This is a genomic window from Pseudomonas sp. TH15 (genome assembly GCF_016651105.1).
Lineage (GTDB): Bacteria > Pseudomonadota > Gammaproteobacteria > Pseudomonadales > Pseudomonadaceae > Aquipseudomonas.
In genome coordinates this window covers 4,496,204-4,518,074 of record NZ_JAEKEL010000001.1, presented here as the reverse complement: position 1 = coordinate 4,518,074, position 21,871 = coordinate 4,496,204, and the positions used below count along the sequence as shown (strand labels likewise).

General features: G+C 60.0%; 9 protein-coding genes and 3 pseudogenes. 6 read left to right on the top strand and 6 right to left on the bottom strand.

All coding sequences use genetic code 11. The annotated features are described in order from the left end of the window. Positions 1-51 precede the first annotated feature (51 nt). Both JFT87_RS20275 and JFT87_RS20270 read left to right on the top strand, forming a co-directional pair. Positions 52-2,133, top strand: a complete 2,082-nt coding sequence (locus tag JFT87_RS20275) for a putative bifunctional diguanylate cyclase/phosphodiesterase (protein WP_201204100.1) — start codon at positions 52-54, stop codon at positions 2,131-2,133. 266 nt (positions 2,134-2,399) lie between these two features. Next, positions 2,400-3,146, top strand: a complete 747-nt coding sequence (locus tag JFT87_RS20270; RefSeq protein ID WP_201204098.1) for an SDR family oxidoreductase — start codon at positions 2,400-2,402, stop codon at positions 3,144-3,146. A 151-nt stretch (positions 3,147-3,297) separates the two neighbouring features. Here JFT87_RS20270 and mapR read toward each other — a convergent pair whose 3' ends face one another. From mapR to JFT87_RS20255, 3 genes and pseudogenes are all read right to left on the bottom strand, one after another. Beyond that, positions 3,298-4,707 carry a GntR family transcriptional regulator MpaR gene (gene mapR, locus JFT87_RS20265; RefSeq protein WP_201204096.1) on the bottom strand — a complete coding sequence of 470 codons (1,410 nt, stop codon included), beginning with the start codon at positions 4,705-4,707 and terminating at the stop codon, positions 3,298-3,300. A 214-nt stretch (positions 4,708-4,921) separates the two neighbouring features. After that, positions 4,922-6,351: pseudogene (ccoG, locus tag JFT87_RS20260) on the bottom strand (cytochrome c oxidase accessory protein CcoG). Between the two features lie 195 nt (positions 6,352-6,546). Then, the gene (locus JFT87_RS20255; RefSeq protein ID WP_201204094.1) at positions 6,547-6,795 is read right to left on the bottom strand and encodes a DUF3203 family protein; all 249 of its coding nucleotides are present in this window, start codon (positions 6,793-6,795) and stop codon (positions 6,547-6,549) included. Positions 6,796-6,921: 126 nt separating this feature from the next. Here JFT87_RS20255 and JFT87_RS20250 point away from each other — a divergent pair, with 126 nt between their 5' ends. Beyond that, positions 6,922-7,434 carry an MgtC/SapB family protein gene (locus tag JFT87_RS20250; protein ID WP_201204091.1) on the top strand — a complete coding sequence of 171 codons (513 nt, stop codon included), beginning with the start codon at positions 6,922-6,924 and terminating at the stop codon, positions 7,432-7,434. A gap of 132 nt (positions 7,435-7,566) precedes the next feature. Here the strand turns inward: JFT87_RS20250 and JFT87_RS20245 are convergent, their stop codons facing one another. Further along, positions 7,567-7,725: a hypothetical protein gene (locus JFT87_RS20245; RefSeq protein ID WP_201204089.1), complete on the bottom strand. Its 159-nt coding sequence runs from the start codon at positions 7,723-7,725 to the stop codon at positions 7,567-7,569. 217 nt (positions 7,726-7,942) lie between these two features. On the opposite strand from JFT87_RS20245, the gene JFT87_RS20240 reads away from it, so the two are divergent. From JFT87_RS20240 to glgB, 3 genes and pseudogenes are all read left to right on the top strand, one after another. Further along, positions 7,943-9,940 carry an alpha-1,4-glucan--maltose-1-phosphate maltosyltransferase gene (locus JFT87_RS20240; RefSeq protein WP_201204087.1) on the top strand — a complete coding sequence of 666 codons (1,998 nt, stop codon included), beginning with the start codon at positions 7,943-7,945 and terminating at the stop codon, positions 9,938-9,940. 206 nt (positions 9,941-10,146) lie between these two features. After that, positions 10,147-13,487 (top strand): annotated as a pseudogene (gene treS / locus JFT87_RS20235) (maltose alpha-D-glucosyltransferase). Between the two features lie 2 nt (positions 13,488-13,489). Beyond that, positions 13,490-15,721 (top strand): 1,4-alpha-glucan branching protein GlgB, encoded by a 2,232-nt coding sequence (glgB, locus tag JFT87_RS20230; RefSeq protein WP_201204085.1) that lies wholly within the window; start codon positions 13,490-13,492, stop codon positions 15,719-15,721. A 2,172-nt stretch (positions 15,722-17,893) separates the two neighbouring features. On the opposite strand, the gene JFT87_RS20225 is transcribed toward glgB, so the two are convergent. Beyond that, positions 17,894-18,961: an autotransporter outer membrane beta-barrel domain-containing protein gene (locus JFT87_RS20225; protein ID WP_201204083.1), complete on the bottom strand. Its 1,068-nt coding sequence runs from the start codon at positions 18,959-18,961 to the stop codon at positions 17,894-17,896. A gap of 323 nt (positions 18,962-19,284) precedes the next feature. Next, positions 19,285-21,821, bottom strand: a pseudogene (locus JFT87_RS20220) (autotransporter outer membrane beta-barrel domain-containing protein). Positions 21,822-21,871 lie beyond the last annotated feature (50 nt).

The window sequence follows — 21,871 nt, the reverse complement described above, 5'->3', positions numbered from 1 at the left end:
CTTTGCCCCCGAGAACGGACGCAGTACGGAGGGGCGGTCACGAGAATTATCATGCTCATCGGCACTTATTCCCCCACGCTGGTCTTCATCTCGCTGTGCGTGGCGATTCTCGCCTCGTATACCGCCCTGGACCTCACCGGTCGGATTGCCACCACCAAAGGCCTGGCCGTCCACCTGTGGACCGCAGGCGGGGCGGTCGCCATGGGCATTGGCGTCTGGTCGATGCATTTCATCGGCATGCTCGCGTTCAAATTGCCGATTGATCTGGGCTACGACCTCGGCATCACCGTGCTCTCGCTGGTCATCGCCATCCTGTCCTGCGGCTTTGCCTTGTGGCTGGTCAGTCAGCCGAAGCTGCCGGCCTGGCAACTGGCCTTTGGCGCGCTGGTCATGGGCAGCGGGATCAGCGCCATGCATTACACCGGCATGGCGGCCATGCTCATGCAGCCAGGCATCGATTACGACCCGACCTTGTTCAGCGCCTCGCTGCTGATTGCCATCGGGGCCTCGGCGGCGGCGTTGTGGATTGCCTTCCGCCTGCGCCAGCACACGCCATACGTGGGCCTGATCCGTGGCGGCGCTGCGGTGATCATGGGTTTTGCCATTGTCGGCATGCACTACACCGGCATGGCGGCAGCGCGGTTCCCGGACGGCAGCTTCTGCGGAGCAGCCCTCAGTGGGTTGAGCGGCAAGGGCCTCGACAACCTGGTGTTGATCACCACTCTCGCGGTGTTGAGCATTGCCTTGCTGACCTCGATTCTCGATGCCCGCCTGGAAACGCGCACCGCTGACCTCGCTCACTCGCTGACCGAAGCCAACCGCGAACTCACCCAACTGGCCTTGCACGACACCCTGACCGGCCTGCCGAACCGCACGTTGTTGGCAGACCGCATTGAGTTGGCCATGTCGAAGGTACAGGAGCAGGGCGGTTGTTTTGCGCTGATGTTCATCGATCTGGACGGCTTCAAACCGGTCAACGATGCCTTCGGCCACCACATGGGCGACCAGTTGTTGCGTGAGGTCGGTTTGCGACTGCGCGAAGACTTGCGCAGCCAGGACACCCTGGCGCGGATTGGCGGTGACGAGTTCGTCTTGCTGGTGCGTCTGAGCGAGCCAAACGATGCACTGAGCCTGGCGGCTCGTCAGGTCGGCTTGATCGCGCGCTCGTTCCGGGTGGCCGAACATGACCTGCAGATTTCCGCCAGCGTCGGCATCGCGCTCTACCCGGGCAACGGCCAGACCGCACAAGAACTGCTGATGAATGCCGACGCCGCGATGTACCACGCCAAGGGCGCGGGCAAAAACGGCTACAGCTTCTTCGACGCCTCGATGAACAGCAACGCCCGCAAACAACTGCAACTGCTGCAAGACCTGCGCGCGGCCCTGGAACAGCAACAGTTCAGCCTTTATTACCAACCCAAATTCGACGCCAGCAATGGTCGCCCGGTGGGCGCCGAAGCCTTGCTGCGCTGGGAGCATCCGACCCAGGGCATGCTGTTGCCGGACAAGTTCATAGAGCTGGCGGAAAAGACCGGGTTGATCATTCCCATCGGCGAGTGGGTGCTGAACGAAGCCTGCCGGCAGATGCGCGAATGGTACGTGCTCGGCTACACCGACTGGCGCATAGCGGTGAATCTGTCGGCGTTGCAGTTCTGCCACGCAGGCTTGGTCCAGAGCGTGGCCAAAGCCTTGGCCATGCACCATTTGCCAGCCAATAGCCTGACTCTGGAAATCACTGAAACCACCGCCATGAGTGACGCCGACGCGAGCATGACCGTGCTTCGGGAGTTGTCGGAAATGGGCGTCGACCTGTCCATTGACGACTTCGGCACCGGCTATTCGAGCTTGATGTACCTCAAGCGCCTGCCGGCCAACGAACTGAAAATCGACCGTGGGTTTGTTCGCGATCTGGAGCACGACAGCGATGACGCTGCCATCGTTTCGGCGATCGTTGCGCTCGGTCAGGCGCTGGGTTTACGGATTGTCGCGGAAGGGGTCGAGACCGGCGTGCAGCAGGACTTCCTGACCAAACTGGGTTGCGATTCGCTGCAGGGTTACTTGCTGGGGCATCCGCTGCCGGCGGAGCGCTTCATGCAGGACATCGCGCGGGGAGAGAAACTGGCGACAGTCTGACTTCACGCGGAGCCGAGGCTGGGACAAATCCTGTGGCGAGCGAGCTTGTCGAATCGTCGCACCGTCCCGCTGGGTTGCGCAGCAGCCGCCACATCCTGGTGAGTGCTACGCACCCAAGCGAAGCAGGCTCCCCCGCGACAAGAGCTGCTGCAAATCTCAAAATGGTTTTGTCGCAGGTTCAGCCTTTGATACAACCCATGCAAAACCCGTCAATGGCGGTTATTCTTGCCTCCGACTGCTTAAGTTTGAAACGGGGGAACGTCAGCATGGAAAAAGTCATCGTCATCACCGGCGGCAGCCGAGGTATCGGCGCCGCCACGGCGTTGTTGGCCGCCGAGCAGGGTTATCGGATCTGTATCAACTATCAAGCTGACGAAAAAGCCGCGCAAAGCGTGCTGGAACAAGTCCGTGCCTTGGGCGCACAAGCGATTGCAGTGCGCGCTGATGTCAGCATCGAAGACGAAGTGATCGCCATGTTCCAACGGGTCGACACTGAACTGGGCCGGGTCACCGCATTGGTGAACAACGCCGGCACCGTCGGGCACAAGTCCCGGGTCGACGAAATGTCCGAATTCCGCATTCTCAAAATCCTCAAGACCAACGTCCTGGCGCCGATCCTCTGCGCCAAGCACGCGATCCTGCGCATGTCGCCCAAGCATGGCGGGCAGGGTGGCAGCATCGTCAATGTGTCGTCGGTGGCTGCACGGTTGGGGGCGCCGAGCGAATACGTGGATTACGCCGCGTCGAAGGGTGCGCTGGATACCTTCACCATTGGCCTTTCGAAGGAAGTGGCGGGCGAGGGGATTCGCGTCAACGCAGTGCGGCCCGGTTACATCTACACCGACTTTCACGCGTTGAGCGGCGACCCGGATCGGGTCAGCAAACTGGAGTCGGCGATCCCGATGGCCCGTGGCGGCCGGCCTGATGAAGTGGCAGAGGCGATTGTCTGGTTGTTGTCGGATAAGGCTTCTTATGCGACGGGGACTTTTGTTGATCTTGGTGGTGGGCGTTAAGCCTTAAGGTTTGCGTTGCTCGAACGGGCCTCTTCGCGAGCAAGCCCGCTCCCACAATGGATTGATGTGAACACATTATTTGTGCACACCACCGAACCCCTGTGGGAGCGGGCTTGCTCGCGAAGGCAATGGACCAGGCAACATCAAACTGTCAGAACGACCGCACTATCCGCCCCAACGTTTCCATCGCCTTCTCCGCAGCTTCATTCCACGGGCTGCCATAGTTCAACCGAATACAATTCCTGAAGCGCCGGGTCGGTGAAAAGATCGGCCCCGGCGCGATGCTGATGCCTTGGGCCAGCGCCATCTGAAACAACTTCAACGAGTCCATCTGCGGTGGCAGTTCCAGCCACAGGAAGTAGCCGCCGGCCGGTTGGCTGACGCGGGTCTGTGCCGGGAAGTAGCGGGCGATGGCGGCGAGCATGGCGCTTTGCTGTTCTTCCAGGGCGTAGCGCAATTTGCGCAGGTGCCGGTCGTAGCCGCCGTGTTGCAAGTAGTCGGCGATGGCCGCCTGGGCCGGCATCGAGGCGCAGAGCGAGGTCATGAGTTTCAGGCGTTCGATTTTCTGCGCGTAGCGCCCGGCAGCGACCCAACCGATGCGGTAGCCAGGGGCCAGGCTCTTGGCGAACGAACCGCAGTGCATCACCAACCCTTCAGTGTCGAACGCCTTGGCCGGTTTTGGCGCCTGCTGACCGTAATAGAGCTCGGCGTAGACGTCGTCCTCGATCAGCGGCACCTGATGGCTGCGCAGCAGTTCCACCAGTTCCTGCTTCTTCGCCTCGGGCATGGTCGCGCCCATTGGGTTCTGGAAACTGGTCATGCACCAGCAGGCCTTGATCGGGTGGCGCTCCAGGGTTTGCGCGAGCACGCCGAGGTCGATGCCGTCACGCGGGTGCACCGGGATTTCCACCGCTTTGAGCTTCAGGCGTTCCAGCACTTGCAGGCTGGCATAGAACGCCGGGGCTTCGATGGCCACCAGGTCGCCGGGTTCGGTGACGGCTTGCAGGCACAGGTTCAACGCTTCGAGGGCGCCGTTGGTGATCAGCAGTTCTTCCATCGGCAACATCAGGCCGCCGACCATGTAGCGCAGGGCGATCTGCCGGCGCAACTGCGGGTTGCCCGGCGACATGTCGGTGACGACCATGCGCGGGTCCATTTCCCGGGCGGCACTGGCTAGGGAGCGGGACAGGCGTTGCAGCGGAAACAACGTTGGGCTGGGGAACGCTGAGCCGAACGGGACGGTGGTCGGGTCCTTGATCGAGTCGAGCACCGAAAACACCAGTTCACTGACGTCGACTTCGGTGGACTCGTTGACCTGGCTGCTGATCACTGGCTCCGAGAACGGGCTCGGGGCGTGGGTGTTGACGAAGTAGCCGGAGCGCGGACGGGCGCGGATCAGGCCGCGACGTTCTAGCAGGTAATAGGCCTGGAACACCGTGGATGGGCTGACCCCGTAAGTCTGGCTGGCGTAGCGCACCGATGGCACGCGCTGGCCAGGGCCGAGGACGCCGGAGCGGATCAGTTCAGCGATGTCATCGGCGAATTTTTCGTAGCGTTTCATCGAGTGCCCGGGTTGAATTGATTCATGTGGTGCGCTTTTGTGGCGAGGGAGCTTGCCTGTGGTGAGGGGGCTTGCCCCCGTTGGGCCGCGAAGCGGCCCCCTCCAATTCTTCAGACATATCGCGCTGCCCGGTCTACGACTGCTTCGCAGCCGAACGGGGGCAAGCCCCCTCGCCACAGAGACCGCGCCTGACAAAGGTCGGCATCTTAACGGCTCAACGATTCATCGGCGCAACAAACCGACTCTTTGCCACGCTGTAAATGTCCGGCTCGTCACTGTCGACAATCTTGAAGGCAATGGTCTGCGAGCTGCTGCTTGGCCGTTCCGTGGTCATTGCCACCGACACCGGCACATCGACAATCTCACCCGGCGCAAGGCTCAACTCGGTCTTGCCTTGCAGCTGGAAGCCATCGCCGTCCACCAGGCTCAGGCGATAATCCTGACGCTGCTGGGTCTTGTTGATGACTTTGAGGCTGTAGATGTTTTCGATCTGGCCTTCGCTGTTTTCACGGTACATGCCACGGTCTTTGGTGACGTCCAGCGACACCATCGGTCGTTCCACCAGCGCCATGGCCAATGCGCCGATCATCACCAGCAGCACCGCCGTGTAGCCGATCAACCGCGGTCGCAGCAGGTGGGTCTTGCCACCTTGCAACTCATGCTCGGAGGTGTAGCTGATCAGGCCGCGAGGGTAGTTCATTTTGTCCATGATCGAATCGCAGGCATCGATGCACGCCGCGCAGCCAATGCACTCCATCTGCAAGCCGTCGCGGATGTCGATGCCGGTCGGGCAGACCTGCACGCAGAGCTGGCAGTCGATGCAATCACCGAGACCCACCTCGGCCGGTTTGACCTCGCGTTTGCGCGGGCCACGGTTTTCGCCACGGGCCACGTCGTAGGAAATGGTCAGGGTGTCCTTGTCGAACATCACGCTCTGGAACCGCGCATAAGGGCACATGTGCATGCACACCGCTTCACGCAGCCAGCCGGCGTTGATGTACGTGGCGCCGGTGAAGAAGATCACCCAGAACAGACTGACGCCGGCCATTTGCAGGGTCAGCAGTTCTTCGGCCAGTGGCCGGATTGGCGTGAAGTAACCGACAAAGGTCAGGCCGGTCAGCAGGCTGATGCCCAGCCACAACGTGTGCTTGGCCGCGCGGCGGGCAGTTTGTTCAGGCCCCAGGGCGCGGCTTGCAGTTTGATTCGCTGGTTGCGCTCGCCTTCGGTGATTTTCTCGCACCACATGAAGATCCAGGTCCAGGAGCTCTGCGGGCAGGTGTAGCCGCACCAGACGCGGCCGGCGAACACGGTGATCGCAAACAGGCCGAACGCGGCAATGATCAACAGCGCCGAGAGCAGGATGAAATCCTGCGGCCAGAAGGTCGCGCCAAAGATGTGGAATTTGCTTTCAGACAGGTCCCAGAGCACCGCTTGGCGGCCACCCCAGTTCAGCCACACCGTGCCGAAAAACGCGAGGAACAGAAAGCCCGCGCCGCTCATGCGCAAGGTGCGGAACAGCCCGGTGAAGCTGCGGGTGTGGATCAGGTTGTCGCTGGATTTGGCCTTCATCTTTGGACGCGAAGGCTCATAGCGCTGTACGACTGGGGCGCTTTCTACGGTTCGGACGGGGATTCTATCGCTCATGGTCTTTCGCTCATCAGCCTCCATCAGGCCGGTGCACTATGAGCGTCGATCTGTTTGCATAACAGACTCAGATATTGCAATAAAAAGCGGATCACATGGCATTCAAGCGAGTGCCTGCGACAAGTTGATGCACCTGCCGCCGCTGGCTGCGGGCGCCTATCTCAGGCGTCCGGGGCGGTTGTTGATCCGGGTCAGTCAAATCACCGAATCACTGTCGGTGGCCCTCAAATGCTTACGACCGTCGACAGCGCCTGCTACGGTCAATGCGTCGGCTTCTGCTTCGGTGATGTAGATGCGCCGCGCTTCGATTTCCACGAAGGACATGGCTTTGTCGCTATCGGTTTTGACTTCGAGGGTGTCGCAGATACGTATTTCTTCGCCATTTTCGACGGTGAAAAAACAGACTTCTTGCTCGGGATTGGATTTATCAACTCGCAGAGACATGGTGGCAGTCCTTTTTTACAGGGGGTGTCTAAAGGGTTAGGGGGCAGCGTTTGCCGATGGTTCTGCGCAACTGATTAATGGTCGGCGCTGTCCATCGTTTATCGAGCCAATAACAAGGACAACCCGATGAACGCGTGGTGGCATGAAGTGTGGGAAACGCTGCAAAAGGAATTCGCCGACATTGGCGATGCGTCGCAACTGACGCGGATCACCGTGCGCCTGCTGATGGCGGCGGTACTCGGCGGGATTCTCGGGTTCGAGCGCGAACACAAGGGCAAGGCTGCCGGGGTGCGCACGCACATGCTGGTGGCGCTGGGCGCGGCGCTGTTTGTGCTGGTGCCGCAAACTTCGGGTGCGGAGTCCGACGCGATGAGCCGAGTGTTGCAGGGTGTGATTGCGGGGATCGGCTTTCTTGGTGCCGGCACCATTCTGAAGAACCGCGAGGGCGATGAAGGCCACGTCAAAGGCCTGACCACGGCTGCCGGTCTGTGGATGACGGCCGCCATCGGCGTCGCGGCGGGTTTGGGCAAGGAGGCGACCGCGCTGTTCAGTACCTTTCTGGCACTGGCGATCTTCAGCGTGATGCCGCGCATCGTCAGGCTGTTCGAGAAGGACGAACAGAAAAAACCGCATCTGTAACCGGACAACGTGTAGGAGCTGCCGAAGGCTGCGATCTGTTGATGTTGATCTTAAAAACAAAATCAAAAGATCGCAGCCTTCGGCAGCTCTACCGGGGAACAACCACCGGCGGCATGGTCGTTACGGGGTTATTCAGACGATCACGGGCGGCATGGTCGTCGGCGGCTCCTCTTTCGGCGGTGGGGTCGTGCCTGGCGGTTCCTGCTCAGGGACTGGTTGCGGTTCGGTCTCGGGAATCGTCGGGTTGTCGATGTTCGGATCGGGCGTTTCGGCCGGAAATGGGTTGTTCATCTGTAGACCTCCGTGTGGCACATGGCGTGAGAAGTGCTTAAGTGGATTGACCGCCTCGCGCTGAATTCGATCCGCTGGTGCGGCGCAGTAATTTCATCTGAACTTTTCCCGGCGCGGGTTGCTCGGAACCTAAGCGAGTTCATGACGGGGCCGGTGTCTTGTTGTGAACACTGATCCGGCACAAGAGCGTCCTTGGGGCGTAAAGGAGAGATGCTCGATGATCGCTGAAAAACCGACAGAACTCAGTTACAACCCGCACATGCCGCTGTCGCAGGCGTTGTTGCTGCCGCGCATCGTCATCGAAGACACCATGCCGATCCTCGACGGCGGGCAGTTTGCCGTCAAAGCTGTGGTCGGTCAGGACGTGTTGGTCACCAGCAAAGTCTTTGCCGACGGTCACGACAAACTGGCCGTGCGCATTCGTTGGCGCAACGAGGGCGAAGAGTCCTGGCACAGCGAAACCATGCAGGAGCTGGGCAACAATGGCTGGCAGGGCCGGTTCCGGGTCGAGCGCCAGGGCCGTCACATTTACTGCATCGAAGCCTGGATCGATCAGTTCGCCAGCTTCTGTTATGAGCTGGAAAAAAAACACACCGCCCGCGTGCCGGTGAGCCTGGAGTTGCAGGAAGGCCGCACGTTGGTCCATCAAGCCGTCGAGCGCAGCGACGGTCAGCTGAGCGAGCAATTGGCGGGGCTGCACCATGAACTGTCCGGGCTGCTCGAAACCGAGCAGGTCGCGCTATTTCTGCACCAGCGTAGCGCCGAACTCATGGCCCAGGCGGATCACCGCGCCTTCCTGAGCCTGAGCCCGGAATACCCGCTGGACGTGGAAAGGGAAATCGCCCAATTTGCCAGTTGGTACGAGCTGTTTCCACGCTCGATCACCGACGATCCCGCCCGTCATGGCACCTTTAACGATGTGCACGCGCGACTGCCGATGATTCAGGACATGGGCTTCGATGTGCTGTACTTCCCACCGATCCACCCGATCGGCCGCAGTTACCGTAAAGGCCCGAACAATTCCCTGACCGCCGGCCCCGACGATCCGGGCAGTCCGTATGCCATTGGCAGCGCCGAGGGCGGGCACGAGGCAATTCACTCCGAGCTGGGCAGCCGCGAAGACTTCCGCCGGTTGGTCGTTGCGGCGGCGGATCATGGGCTGGAAATCGCTCTCGACTTCGCCATCCAGTGTTCCCAGGACCACCCGTGGCTGGAACAGCATCCGGGCTGGTTCAACTGGCGCTCCGACGGCACGATCAAATACGCCGAGAACCCGCCGAAAAAATACCAGGACATCGTCAACGTCGATTTCTACGCCGCCGACGCAATTCCCAGCCTCTGGGTCGAATTGCGCGACATCGTGGTCGGTTGGGTCGAGGAGGGCGTGAAGATCTTTCGCGTCGATAACCCACACACCAAACCGCTGCCGTTCTGGCAATGGCTGATCGCCGATGTGCGGGCGTTGCACCCGGAAGTGATCTTCCTCGCCGAAGCCTTTACCACCCCGGCGATGATGGCGCGGCTGGGCAAGGTCGGTTACTCCCAGAGCTACACCTACTTCACCTGGCGCAACACCAAGTACGAACTGTCGACCTATTTCAGTGAACTGAACGAGTCGCCGTGGCGTGAATGCTTCCGCCCGAATTTCTTCGTCAACACGCCGGACATCAATCCGGGGTTTCTCCACGAATCCGGGCGTCCGGGGTTTCTCATCCGCGCGGCGCTGGCGACCATGGGCTCGGGCCTGTGGGGCATGTATTCAGGCTTCGAACTGTGCGAAGCCGCCGCTGTGCCAGGCAAGGAGGAATACCTCGATTCCGAGAAGTACGAGATCCGTCCACGGGACTTCAATGCGCCGGGCAACATCATTGCCGAGATCGCTCAGCTCAACCGCATTCGCCGGCAGAACCCGGCGCTACAGACGCATCTGGGGCTGAAGCTCTACAACGCCTGGAACGACAACATTCTGTATTTCGGTAAACGTAGCGCCGACGGTAGCAACTTCATTCTGGTGGCCGTCAGCCTTGATCCGCATAACGTCCAGGAGGCTGATTTCGAGTTGCCGCTGTGGGAAATGGGCCTGCCCGACGACGCCAGCACCCAGGGCGAAGACTTGATGAACGGCCATCGCTGGACCTGGTACGGCAAATACCAATTCATGCGGATCGACCCGGTGCATCAGCCGTTCGGCATTTGGCGAATCACCACCTCTTGACTGTGGCGAGAGGGATTGCCTGTGGCGAGGGGGCTTGCCCCCGTTGGGCTGCGAAGCGGCCCCGCTTTTCTTTCCAGATGTACCGACTTGACCAGATTACGACTGCTTCGCAGCCGAACGGGGGCAAGCCCCCTCGCCACAAAAGCCCTCTCACCATCGATAGGTGCTCGGCTCAGCGGTTAATTTGAATTCAACAGGAGTTTCAAATGGCGAAGAAACCCAAGTCAGCCACCTTTATCAAAGACCCGCTCTGGTACAAGGATGCGGTGATTTATCAGGTTCACGTTAAGTCTTTTTTCGACTCCAACAACGACGGGATCGGCGACTTTCCCGGTCTGATCGCCAAACTCGATTACATTGCCGATCTAGGCGTCAACACCATCTGGCTGTTGCCGTTCTATCCCTCGCCACGTCGGGATGACGGTTATGACATTGCCGAATACCGCGGCGTCCATTCCGACTACGGCACCATGGCCGATGCCAAGCGCTTCATCGCCGAGGCCCACAAGCGCGGCCTGCGGGTGATCACCGAACTGGTCATCAACCACACCTCCGACCAGCACGCCTGGTTCCAGCGCGCACGCAAGGCCAAGAAAGGCTCAGCCGCCCGGGACTTCTACGTCTGGTCCGATGACGATCAAAAGTACGACGGCACCCGCATCATTTTCCTCGACACCGAGAAGTCCAACTGGACGTGGGACCCGGTCGCCGGCCAGTACTTCTGGCACCGTTTCTACTCCCACCAACCGGACCTGAACTTCGACAACCCGCAAGTCATGAAAGCCGTGCTCTCGGTGATGCGCTACTGGCTCGACATGGGCATCGACGGGCTGCGACTTGATGCGATCCCGTATCTGATCGAACGCGACGGCACCAACAACGAGAACCTCCCCGAGACCCACGACGTCCTCAAGCAGATCCGTGCCGAAATCGACGCCAATTACCCCGACCGCATGCTGCTGGCCGAGGCCAACCAATGGCCGGAAGACACTCAGCTGTACTTCGGTGACACCGACGCCAAGGGCCTGAACGGCGACGAATGCCACATGGCGTTCCACTTCCCGCTGATGCCGCGCATGTACATGGCGCTGGCCCAGGAAGACCGTTTTCCGATCACCGATATCCTGCGTCAGACCCCGGAAATCCCGGCCAACTGCCAGTGGGCGATTTTCCTGCGCAACCACGATGAGCTGACCCTGGAAATGGTCACCGACAAGGAGCGTGATTATCTGTGGAATTACTACGCGGCCGACCGTCGAGCGCGGATCAACCTGGGGATTCGCCGCCGTCTCGCGCCGCTGATGGAGCGCGACCGCCGTCGTGTCGAGCTGCTCAACAGTTTGCTGCTGTCGATGCCCGGCACGCCGACGATGTATTACGGCGATGAAATCGGCATGGGCGACAACATCTACCTCGGCGACCGCGATGGCGTGCGTACGCCGATGCAATGGTCGATTGACCGCAACGGCGGCTTCTCCCGCGCCGACCCGGCCAGCCTGGTGCTGCCGCCGATCATGGACCCCCAATACGGCTACCTGTCGGTCAACGTCGAAACCCAGGCCGGCGACCCGCATTCACTGCTGAACTGGACCCGGCGCATGCTTGCAGTGCGCAAGCAGTCCAAGGCCTTCGGTCGCGGCACGCTGAAAATGCTTTCGCCGAGCAACCGCAGGATTCTGGCCTACACCCGTGAATTCACCGGCGCCGACGGCAAACACGAAATCATTCTGTGTGTGGCCAACGTGTCCCGCAGCGCGCAAGCGGCAGAACTCGACTTGTCAGCCTACGTCGGCATGGTCCCGGTGGAGATGCTCGGCGGTAACGCCTTCCCGCCGATTGGCCAGTTAAGTTTCCTCCTGACCCTGGCGCCATATGGTTTCTACTGGTTTGTACTCGCGGCGGAAAACCAGATGCCGAGCTGGCACGTGGAACCGGCGCAAAGCCTGCCGGACTTCACCACGCTGGTGCTGAAAAAACGCATGGAAGAACTGCTTGAAGCGCCATCTCGCGGCACGCTGGAGCAAGGCATCCTGCCGAACTGGTTGCAGAACCGTCGCTGGTTTGCCGGCAAGGACACGGCCATCGACAGCGTCAACATCGCTTATGGCGTACGTTTCGGTGACCCGCTGCACCCAGTGTTGTTGAGTGAAATCGACGTCACCAGCGGCGGCCAGACCAGTCGCTATCAACTGCCGTTCGGCTTTATCGCCGAAGATCAGGTTGGCGCGGCGTTGCCGCAACAACTGGCGTTGGCGCGGGTTCGGCGAGTGCGCCAGGTCGGTTTGATCACTGATGCGTTCAGCCTCGAAGCGTTTATCCGCGCCGTACTGCAAGGCATGCAGAACAACACCGTGCTGGAATCTGCCGACGGCGAAATTCGCTTCGAGCCGACGCCGCTGCTGGACACACTCAACCTCGGCGGTGAGTCCGAAGTGCGTTATCTGTCCGCCGAGCAGTCCAACAGTTCGGTGGTGATCGGCAACAGCCTGGTGCTGAAACTGATCCGCAAACTTGCCTCGGGCGTGCACCCGGAACTGGAAATGAGCGCGTACCTGACCGCCGCCGGTTTCGGCAATATTTCGCCGTTGCTCGGTTCGGTGATTCGCCGTGATTCGAAGGGCGAAGACACCCTGTTGATGATTGCCCAAGGCTATTTGAGCAATCAGGGCGACGCGTGGGAATGGACGCAGAACAACCTTGAACGGGCGCTGCGGGACGAACTGGCCGATGCCATGTCCGAGCAGGAGCAGCACTACAACGCCCTCGGCGAACTGAAAGATTTCGCCGGTATGCTGGGCCAGCGGCTGGGGGAAATGCATCAAGTGCTCGCAGCCCCGACCGACAATGCCGACTTCGCTCCGCAAGCCAGTACGGCGAAGGATATGCAGGCCACCGGCAAGGATGTCGCCGCACAGGTCGAGCATGCGTTGAAGTTGCTCAAGCAGCATCAGGGCGAGCTCAATGCTGCAGATCAGAAGCTGGTCAAACGCTTGGTCGATGAGAAAAAACCATCCTCGCCCACGTGCAGGATCTGGCGAAGAAGGCCGTCGGCGGTCTGCGTATCCGCGTCCACGGCGACTTGCATCTGGGCCAAGTGTTGGTGATCAAGGGCGACGCCTACCTGATCGACTTCGAGGGTGAACCGGCGCGGCCATTGAGCGAGCGTCGCGGCAAACACAGTCCGTACAAGGACGTCAGTGGCGTGCTGCGTTCCTTCGATTACGCAGCGGCGATGACCATCAACGTACACAACGTTGATCACGGCGCCGAGTCCGAAGGCGCACGTCAACGTGTCGCCGAACGTTATCTGCGCGAGGCGCGTGAGGCATTTGTTCAGGCATATCGCCGAGCGGCAGCTAGTCTTGCTCATGCGTGGCAAGATCCTGAGGGCGAAGACGCTGCACTGGCGTTGTTCGGTCTGGAGAAGGCGGCCTATGAAGTGGCTTATGAGGCGGAAAATCGCCCCACCTGGCTGCCGGTGCCGTTGCACGGTTTGTATGGGTTATTGAGTGGGCTCAAACCCTTTTCCGATCTTGGTGGAGAGTAGTCATGAGTTTCTCGAACACGGAACAGGGGCACCACAAAGAAACACTGCTGCCCAGGGCGTCGGACATTGATGCGTTGGTACGCGCTGAACACCACGACCCCTTTGCCATACTCGGCCCCCACGGCGATGACAATGGCGGGCAATTCATCCGGGCCTATCTGCCAGACGCTTTAAGTGTCCAGGTGTTGGCCAAAGACTCCGGCGAAGAGCTCGGCAGTCTTGAAGCCACTCAGACACCGGGGCTGTTCGTCGGCCACTTTGACCGCGCCCAGCCGTACCTGCTGCGCACCCGTTGGGCCGGCGGCGAGCAAGTGGCCGAAGACCCTTACAGCTTCGGGCCGCTGCTCGGTGAGATGGACTTGTACCTGTTTGCCGAAGGCAATCACCGCGATCTCAGCGCCTGCCTCGGCGCGCAGTTGAAGAACGTCGATGGCGTTGATGGCGTGCGGTTCGCTGTGTGGGCGCCGAATGCCAAACGGGTGTCGGTGGTCGGCGATTTCAATGTCTGGGACGGTCGTCGTCACCCGATGCGTCTACGTCATCCGACCGGGGTCTGGGAGTTGTTCATTCCGCGCCTGCAAGCAGGGGAGGCGTACAAGTACGAAATCCTCGGCACTCAAGGCATTTTGCCGCTCAAGGCTGACCCAATGGCTTTGGCCACGCAGATGCCGCCGGACACTGCTTCGAAAGTCGCTTCGCCGCTGAGCATCGACTGGCAGGACCACGAGTGGATGCAGTCCCGTGGCGACCGCCAAAAACCGAGTGCGCCGCTGTCGATCTACGAGCTGCACGCCGGTTCCTGGCAGTGCGAACTGGATGATCTGGGCGAAGTCGCCCGCCAGTACACCTGGCACGAATTGGCCGAGCGGCTGATTCCGTATGTGAAGGAGCTGGGTTTCACCCACATTGAGCTGATGCCGATCATGGAACACCCTTTTGGCGGTTCCTGGGGTTATCAGTTGCTCTCGCAATTTGCCCCGAGCGCCCGTTACGGCACGCCGGATGACTTCGCCGCGTTCGTCAACGCCTGTCACCAGGCTGACATCGGCGTGATCCTCGACTGGGTGCCGGCGCATTTCCCTACCGATACCCACGGTCTGGCGCAGTTCGACGGCACGGCGTTGTATGAATACGCCAACCCGATGGAAGGCTTTCACCAGGATTGGGACACGCTGATCTACAACCTCGGCCGCACCGAAGTGCACGGCTACATGCTGGCTTCGGCGCTGCACTGGCTCAAGCATTTCCACGTCGATGGCCTGCGGGTCGATGCCGTGGCGTCGATGCTCTATCGCGATTACTCGCGCAAGGCCGGCGAGTGGGTGCCGAACCGCCATGGCGGCCGCGAGAACCTGGAAGCCATCGACTTCCTGCGCCATCTCAATGACGTCGTCGATATCGAAGCGCCCGGCGCGCTGGTGATCGCCGAAGAATCGACAGCCTGGCCGGGTGTCAGCCAGAACACCCAGCAGGGTGGCCTCGGTTTCGATTACAAATGGAACATGGGCTGGATGCACGATTCGCTGCATTACATCCAGCAGGACCCGGTATACCGCGCCCATCATCACAACGAGCTGAGTTTCGGCCTGGTGTATGCGTGGTCCGAGCGTTTTATCCTGCCGATTTCCCACGATGAAGTGGTGCACGGCAAGCATTCGCTGATCGACAAAATGCCCGGCGACCGTTGGCAGAAATTCGCCAACCTGCGGGCGTACCTGAGTTTCATGTGGGCGCATCCGGGCAAGAAACTGTTGTTCATGGGCTGCGAGTTCGGTCAGTGGCGCGAGTGGAATCACGATCAGCAACTGGACTGGTACCTTTTGCAGTACTCGGAACACAAAGGCGTGCAGAAACTGGTGGGTGATCTCAACCGGCTGTACCGCGAAGAACCGGCGCTGCACGACCAGGACGACGCACCGCAGGGCTTCCAGTGGTTGATCGGTGATGATGCGATCAACAGCGTCTATGCCTTCATGCGCTGGAGCAAAGAGGGGCGGCCGGTGCTGGTGGTCGCCAACTTCACCCCGGTGCCGCGTCAGGCCTACCGGATCGGCGTGCCATTTGCCGGGCGCTGGACCGAGATGATCAACAGCGATGCCGACACCTACGCCGGTTCCAACTATGGCAACGGCGGCGGGGCGTTTACCGAGGAAGAACCGAGCCATGGCCAGGCGCTGTCGCTGGTGCTGAACTTGCCGCCGCTGGCAGTGTTGATTCTGCGTCCAGAGGGTTGATTTAAAACCGCGTCGCTCCCTTCGCGGGCAAGCCTCGCTCCTACAGGGAATCGCGTTCCAGGCTGTTCTCACTGGAGAAATGCACTCCACTGTGGGAGCAAGCCTGCTCGCGATGAGGGCATGACATTCAACATTTCCATTGGCTGATCCACCGTCTTCGCGAGCAGGCTCGCTCCCACAGGGAATCGCGTTCCAGGTTGTTCTCACTGGAGAAATGCAATCCACTGTGGGAGCGAGCCTGCTCGCGATGAGGGCATGACATTCAACATTTCTATGGGCTGATCCACCGTCTTCGCGAGCAGGCTCGCTGCCACAGGGCATGGCATTCCAGGCTGTTATTACTGGAGAAATGCAATCCACTGTGGGAGCGAGCCTGCTCGCGATGAGGGCATGACATTCAACATTTCCATTGGCTGATCTACCGTCTTCGCGAGCAGGCTCGCTCCCATAGGGAATTGCATTCCAGGCTGTTCTCACTGGAGAAATGCAATTCACTGTGGGAGTGGGCTTGCCCGCGATGAGGGCATGACATTCAACATTTCCATTCGCTGAGCCACCGTCTTCGCGAGCAGGCTCGCTCCCACAGGGAATTGCATTCCAGGCTGTTTTCACTGGAGAAATGCAATCCGCTGTGGGAGCGGGCTTGCCCGCGATGAGGGCGTGACATTCAACATTTCCATTGGCTGATCTACCGTCTTCGCGAGCAGGCTCGCTCCCACAGGGAATTGCATTCCAGGTTGTTCTCACTGGAGAAATTCAATCCACTGTGGGAGTGGGCTTGCCCGCGATGAGGGCATGACATTCAACATTTCTGTTGGCTGATCCAATGTCTTCGCGAGCAGGCTCGCTGCCACAGGGAATCGCGTTCCAGGCTGTTCTCACTGGAGAAATGCAATCCACTGTGGGAGCGAGCCTGCTCGCGATGAGGGCATGACATTCAACATTTCCATTGGCTGATCTACCGTCTTCGCGAGCAGGCTCGCCCCCACAGGGAATTGCATTCCAGGTTGTTCTCACTGGAGAAATGCAATCCACTGTGGGAGCGAGCCTGCTCGCGATGAGGGCATGACATTCAACATTTCTATCGGCTGATCCACCGTCTTCGCGAGCAGGCTCGCTCCCACAGGGAATCGCATTGCAGGCTGTTTTCACTGGAGAAATGCAATCCACTGTGGGAGCGAGCCTGCTCGCGATGAGGGCGTGACATTCAACATTTTTATTGGCTGATCCAACGTCTTCGCGAGCAGGCTCGCTCCCACAGGGAATTGCATTCCAGGCTGTTATTACTGGAGAAATGCAATCCACTGTGGGAGTGGGCTTGCCCGCGATGAGGGCGTGACATTCAACATTTCCATTGGCTGATCCAACGTCTTCGCGAGCAGGCTCGCTCCCACAGGGAATCGCGTTTCAGGCTGTTATTACTGGAGAAATGCAATCCACTGTGGGAGCGGGCTTGCCCGCGATGAGGGCATGACATTCAACATTTCCATTGGCTGATCCACCGTCTTCGCGAGCAGGCTCGCTCCCACAGGGAATCGCATTCCAGGCTGTTCTCACTGGAGAAATGCAATCCACTGTGGGAGCGAGCCTGCTCGCGATGAGGGCGTGACATTCAACATTTTTATTGGCTGATCCACCGTCTTCGCGAGCAGGCTCGCTCCCACAGGGAATCGCATTCCAGGCTGTTCTCACTGGAGAAATGCAATCCACTGTGGGAGCGAGCCTGCTCGCGATGAGGGCATGACATTCAACATTTCCAATTGGCTGATCCACCGTCTTCGCGAGCAGGCTCGCTCCCACAGGGAATTGCATTCCAGGCTGTTCTCACTGGAGAAATGCAATCCACTGTGGGAGTGGGCCTGCCCGCGATGAGGGTATGAAATTCAACATCTCTATTGGCTGATCCACTGTCTTCGCGAGCAGGCTCGCTCCCACAGGGAATTGCATTCCAGGCTGTTCTCACTGGAGAAATGCAATCCACTGTGGGAGCGAGCCTGCTCGCGATGAGGGCGTGACATTCAACATTTTTGTTGGCTGATCCACCGTCTTCGCGAGCAGGCTCGCTCCCACAGGAAATCGCGTTCCAGGCTGTTATTACTGGAGAAATGCAATCTAATGTGGGAGCGAGCCTGCTCGCGAAGGCGTCAGCCCGGGCACTCTGAAAATCCAGTTTCACCAGCGCATCCGCACGCCGAGGCTGCCGATCAGTCCGTTGAGGTCATTGTCATCGACATCGCTGCTGTAATCGGCACTCACATACAGGCTCACAGCCGGCGTTACCCGCGCCACCAAGCCCAATCCCAACTCGACGGTCGATGACTTGCGGCTGCTGCTGATCTTGTCGACCTGATCCAGTGTCACCGTGTTGCCGGTATACACCGTGTGCCAGAGGTTGGTGCGAACGTAGGGTTCGACCGGCAAACCGTTCAAATCGTAACTGCCTTTCAGCCGTGCTCCGACGCGGCCACTCCACGCGCTCAGATCGGTCGATGAGGCATTGCCCGACCCGGCATACGGCGTATCAAGGGTAATCCGCTGATTGATCAATTGCGCCTGCGGTTCGACCACCCAGTTCTCACTCAAGCCAATCGGATAACCACCCTCCACGGAGAAGGTCATCGCGCTCCCTTCGGTGGCTTGCCGAGCGCCTTGTTCGTTGCGACTGAAACCGCTGACCCGGCCACCGCTGGCCGACAGATCGACGTGCCAGCCCTGGGCACCGATCAGGCTGTAATAAGCGCCGAGGTTTTGGCCCTGCAAGTTCAACGTGTCGGTGGTCGGGTCGGAGAGGGCACGGCTAGTGATCAAGCCATTGCCGTTTGCCTGAATCTGATTGAGGCCGCCGATCAAACCGATCTTCTGGGTATGGCTGGCGCTTTGCAGCGTCAGCACCGCCGGACCTTTGAAAGCGTCGCTGCCCGGTGTGGCGAACCCCGGCGACAGCACATCGGTTTGCGCCTGACGGGCACTGCGCCCATATAACTCATCCCACGCCGAAGGTGCGAGGTCTTCGGTGATCAAGCGTGTGCCCTGCAGATCCGGCCGAGGGCTGAAGCGTTGCGGGTAGGGGGTGATCACCGTCGCGGGCAAGGTCATGACCGGCACATTCTCTCGGTACCACGGATCGGTCTCATCCTCGGCAGGCCCGGCCTGCACCTCCATGGACGAGCACAGCAGGAGTGAGCTCGAGACTGTGCAAAAAGTAATTTTGATCTCTTGTTGGGTGAATGAAGTTTTCATGGAGGTCTACCTTGCAAACGCATGCCATATCTTGCTTTGGCGTCTCTCCTACCCCGAATGAGGGGCGACCGAATGGATTGGGGCAAGCCTCTGGCCGCCCGTTTTTGCGGGATTCTGGAGGCTTGCCCCTGATGGTATTTCCGGGGGTAGTACGGTTTAGCTAAGAAGACGTGCTTGCGCGCGTCAAGAACCTGGACGATGAGCGGTAGGGGTAAATCGTGCGGTGCAAGCGTTTGTTTTTCTTTACATAACTAAGTGATTGTTTGCATGGGAAATCGCCTTTGAAACCCCGGCTCAAAGGCTTTCCATTACCGACGGAATGTTTACCAACTGATGCGGATGCCCACGTTGCCCGACACCCCGCGCAGGTCATTACTGTCAATATTGCGGCTGTAATCGGTACTGGCGTACACGCTCACGGCACGATCCAGGGTCACGACCAGACCGAGGCCGATGTCCGCCGTCGAGGATTTTTGCTCCGTGGTAATCACGTCGCTGTCGCCGAAGGTTACCGAATCAGTACCGGAAAATGTGTGCCACAGATTGGCCCGCAAATACGGCTCAACCGGCAGGCCGCTGACCTGATAACGGCCTTTGAGGCGTGCGCCGAGGCGTCCGGTCCATGCGCCGTCGGAGTCGAACGATACCCGCGAGATGCCGTCATCCTGACTGTCGAGGGAGATTTTCTGGTGGATGACCTGGGCTTGCGGTTCGACCACCCAAGTGTCGTTGATCGGCAATGGATAACCGGCTTCGGCAGACAGCGTCAGGGCATGTCCGCGATTGTCGAGTTTGAGCCCGCGATCAGAATGGTTGTCGCCATCGAAGCGGGTGCCCATCACCACCGTGTCGATGTACCAGCCGTACGGGTCGGTCAGCGTCCAGTACAGGCCGTAGCTGTCACCTTCGAGTTTGATCTTGCCGGCGCTGTTGTCCTCAAAGCCCTCGTTGAAACCGTCGACGTCGCCTTGCAAACGGCTGTGGCCAACGAAGAAACCGACACGCTGAGTCTGGCCGCCAGCCGTCTGTGAGCTGTACAGATCATTGCCGACCTGAAAGCCGTTGAGCGATCCATCCAGACGCGGTGTAACGGTGCCGGCCCAGGTCTGGTCGATGTTTTTTCCGTAAACCCGGCCCCAGCCGGCACCGAATGCACCGGTTTCACTGAGCAGGCGCTGATCGCCCTGACGATCATGGAACGTGCCCAGAGCGTTGAGCGTCAGTTGCGCGGCAGCGGGTGGCAACACCGACCACGTCGGTACTTCCGGGCGGTACAACGGAATCGGTTCGGCGCCCGGCACGGCTGCCGGGAGGACAGGCAAGGCTGGGCTCGGTACGGGTTGGCCGGCGGCCACGGCAAGGGGGCTGATGGCCGCTGCTATCGGCGTAGCCACCACTGGCACCAGAATCGGTGGCAGGCTCGGATCGGGGTTGGGCACGCTGACCACTTGCGGCGCGACCACGGCGGAGCGCAAGTACCAGCTGTTTTCCGTGCCGGCAGTGACGCCACCCTTGAACAGGTAGTAATCGTAGGCCCCGGCGGACAACCGGCTGCTCAGGGTAAACGCGTTATCAGTACTGACCGTGCTGCCTTGCGCCTGCACCAACTGAATGCCGTTTACCTGCGTCAACCCACCTGATCCGCCGAGGTTAGTCACGCTGATGACCGTGGCGCCGCTCAGGTTGCCGTTATTGACCACGAGTTTGTCGCTCGGTGAGTTGTCGCCACCGAGGACGCTTTGCAGCAATAACTGGCCGTTGTTGCCGACGTAGTTGCCTTGTACGGTCAGAGTGTCGTCGATGCGGCTGTTATCACGGGTCAGGTCGATGACCCCCGAGTTAGTCAGCGTCGCGGCTTGCCCGGCCACCGCGGCCGATACTGTGCCCTGAGTTGAAAACAGCGTACTGCTGGCATCGATGTTCAATGCACCGCTGCCCGTGCCGGCATCGCCGAGTACCAGGCTGCCTGAGCCCAGATCCAGTTGTGAAGCATTGCTCAGGTTGACTGTTTCCCAATTGATGAAGCGTGCGGGGAGTGCCGTGCGGGTATTATCGAAGGTCAGGGTGTCGCTGCCGACACCGCCGTCGACGCTCGGCGTGATGGCAAGAATGCTGTCGTCGAGATTGCGCAGGGTGGCGCTGTCGTTGCCGACGTCCATCAGGATCGCCGAACGAATGATCCCACCGCCGTCCCAAAGCAATCGGTCGTCACCGACACTGGCGCGGATCTCACCGAGGATTTCGCCCCCGGTCACGGTGATGCTGTCGTTGCCGCCGCTGACACTGATATTGCCGCCGATGCGGCCACCGGAGACGATGATCGTGTCGGTGCCGAACCCCGTGACCAGATTGCCGAGAATCTGCCCCCGGACAGGTCGAAAATATTGTTGTCGAGTTTCATGTCGACGCGGCCGATCGTGCCACCCGTCATGCGTGCGACATCGCCGTCTTCAAAGGCGCCGACGATGGTGCCGCCGGTCATGAGAAAGGTGTCACGGCTGTCGCCTTGGGCGAGGGAGCCAATCGAGCCGCCAGTCATGACGAAGTCATCGATGCCGTTGCCCTGGCTGACCGCGCCGGTAATCACCCCGGAGTTTATTTCGACGCGGTCGGTGCCGGCGCCAAAGGTCACGCTGCCATTGATTCGGCCCGTGCCATTGACCGGCAAGGTCAGGCTGTTGTTGCCGGCAAGATCAGTCAGCGAACCGCTGGTGCCGCTGTCGCAGGTAAAGTTGTCGTTGCCTGGGCCCGGAACCAGCGTGCACGCCGCCGAGGCAGGATTGCTGGTGAGCAGCAATAGCGAGGCAGGCAGAAGCAATGCGTGCGGAAGGGCCCGAAACTGGCGGATGTAGCGCGTCATGGCAATTCCCTAAGGCAAAATTCGGGGAATTCATCCTTGATAAGCATGGG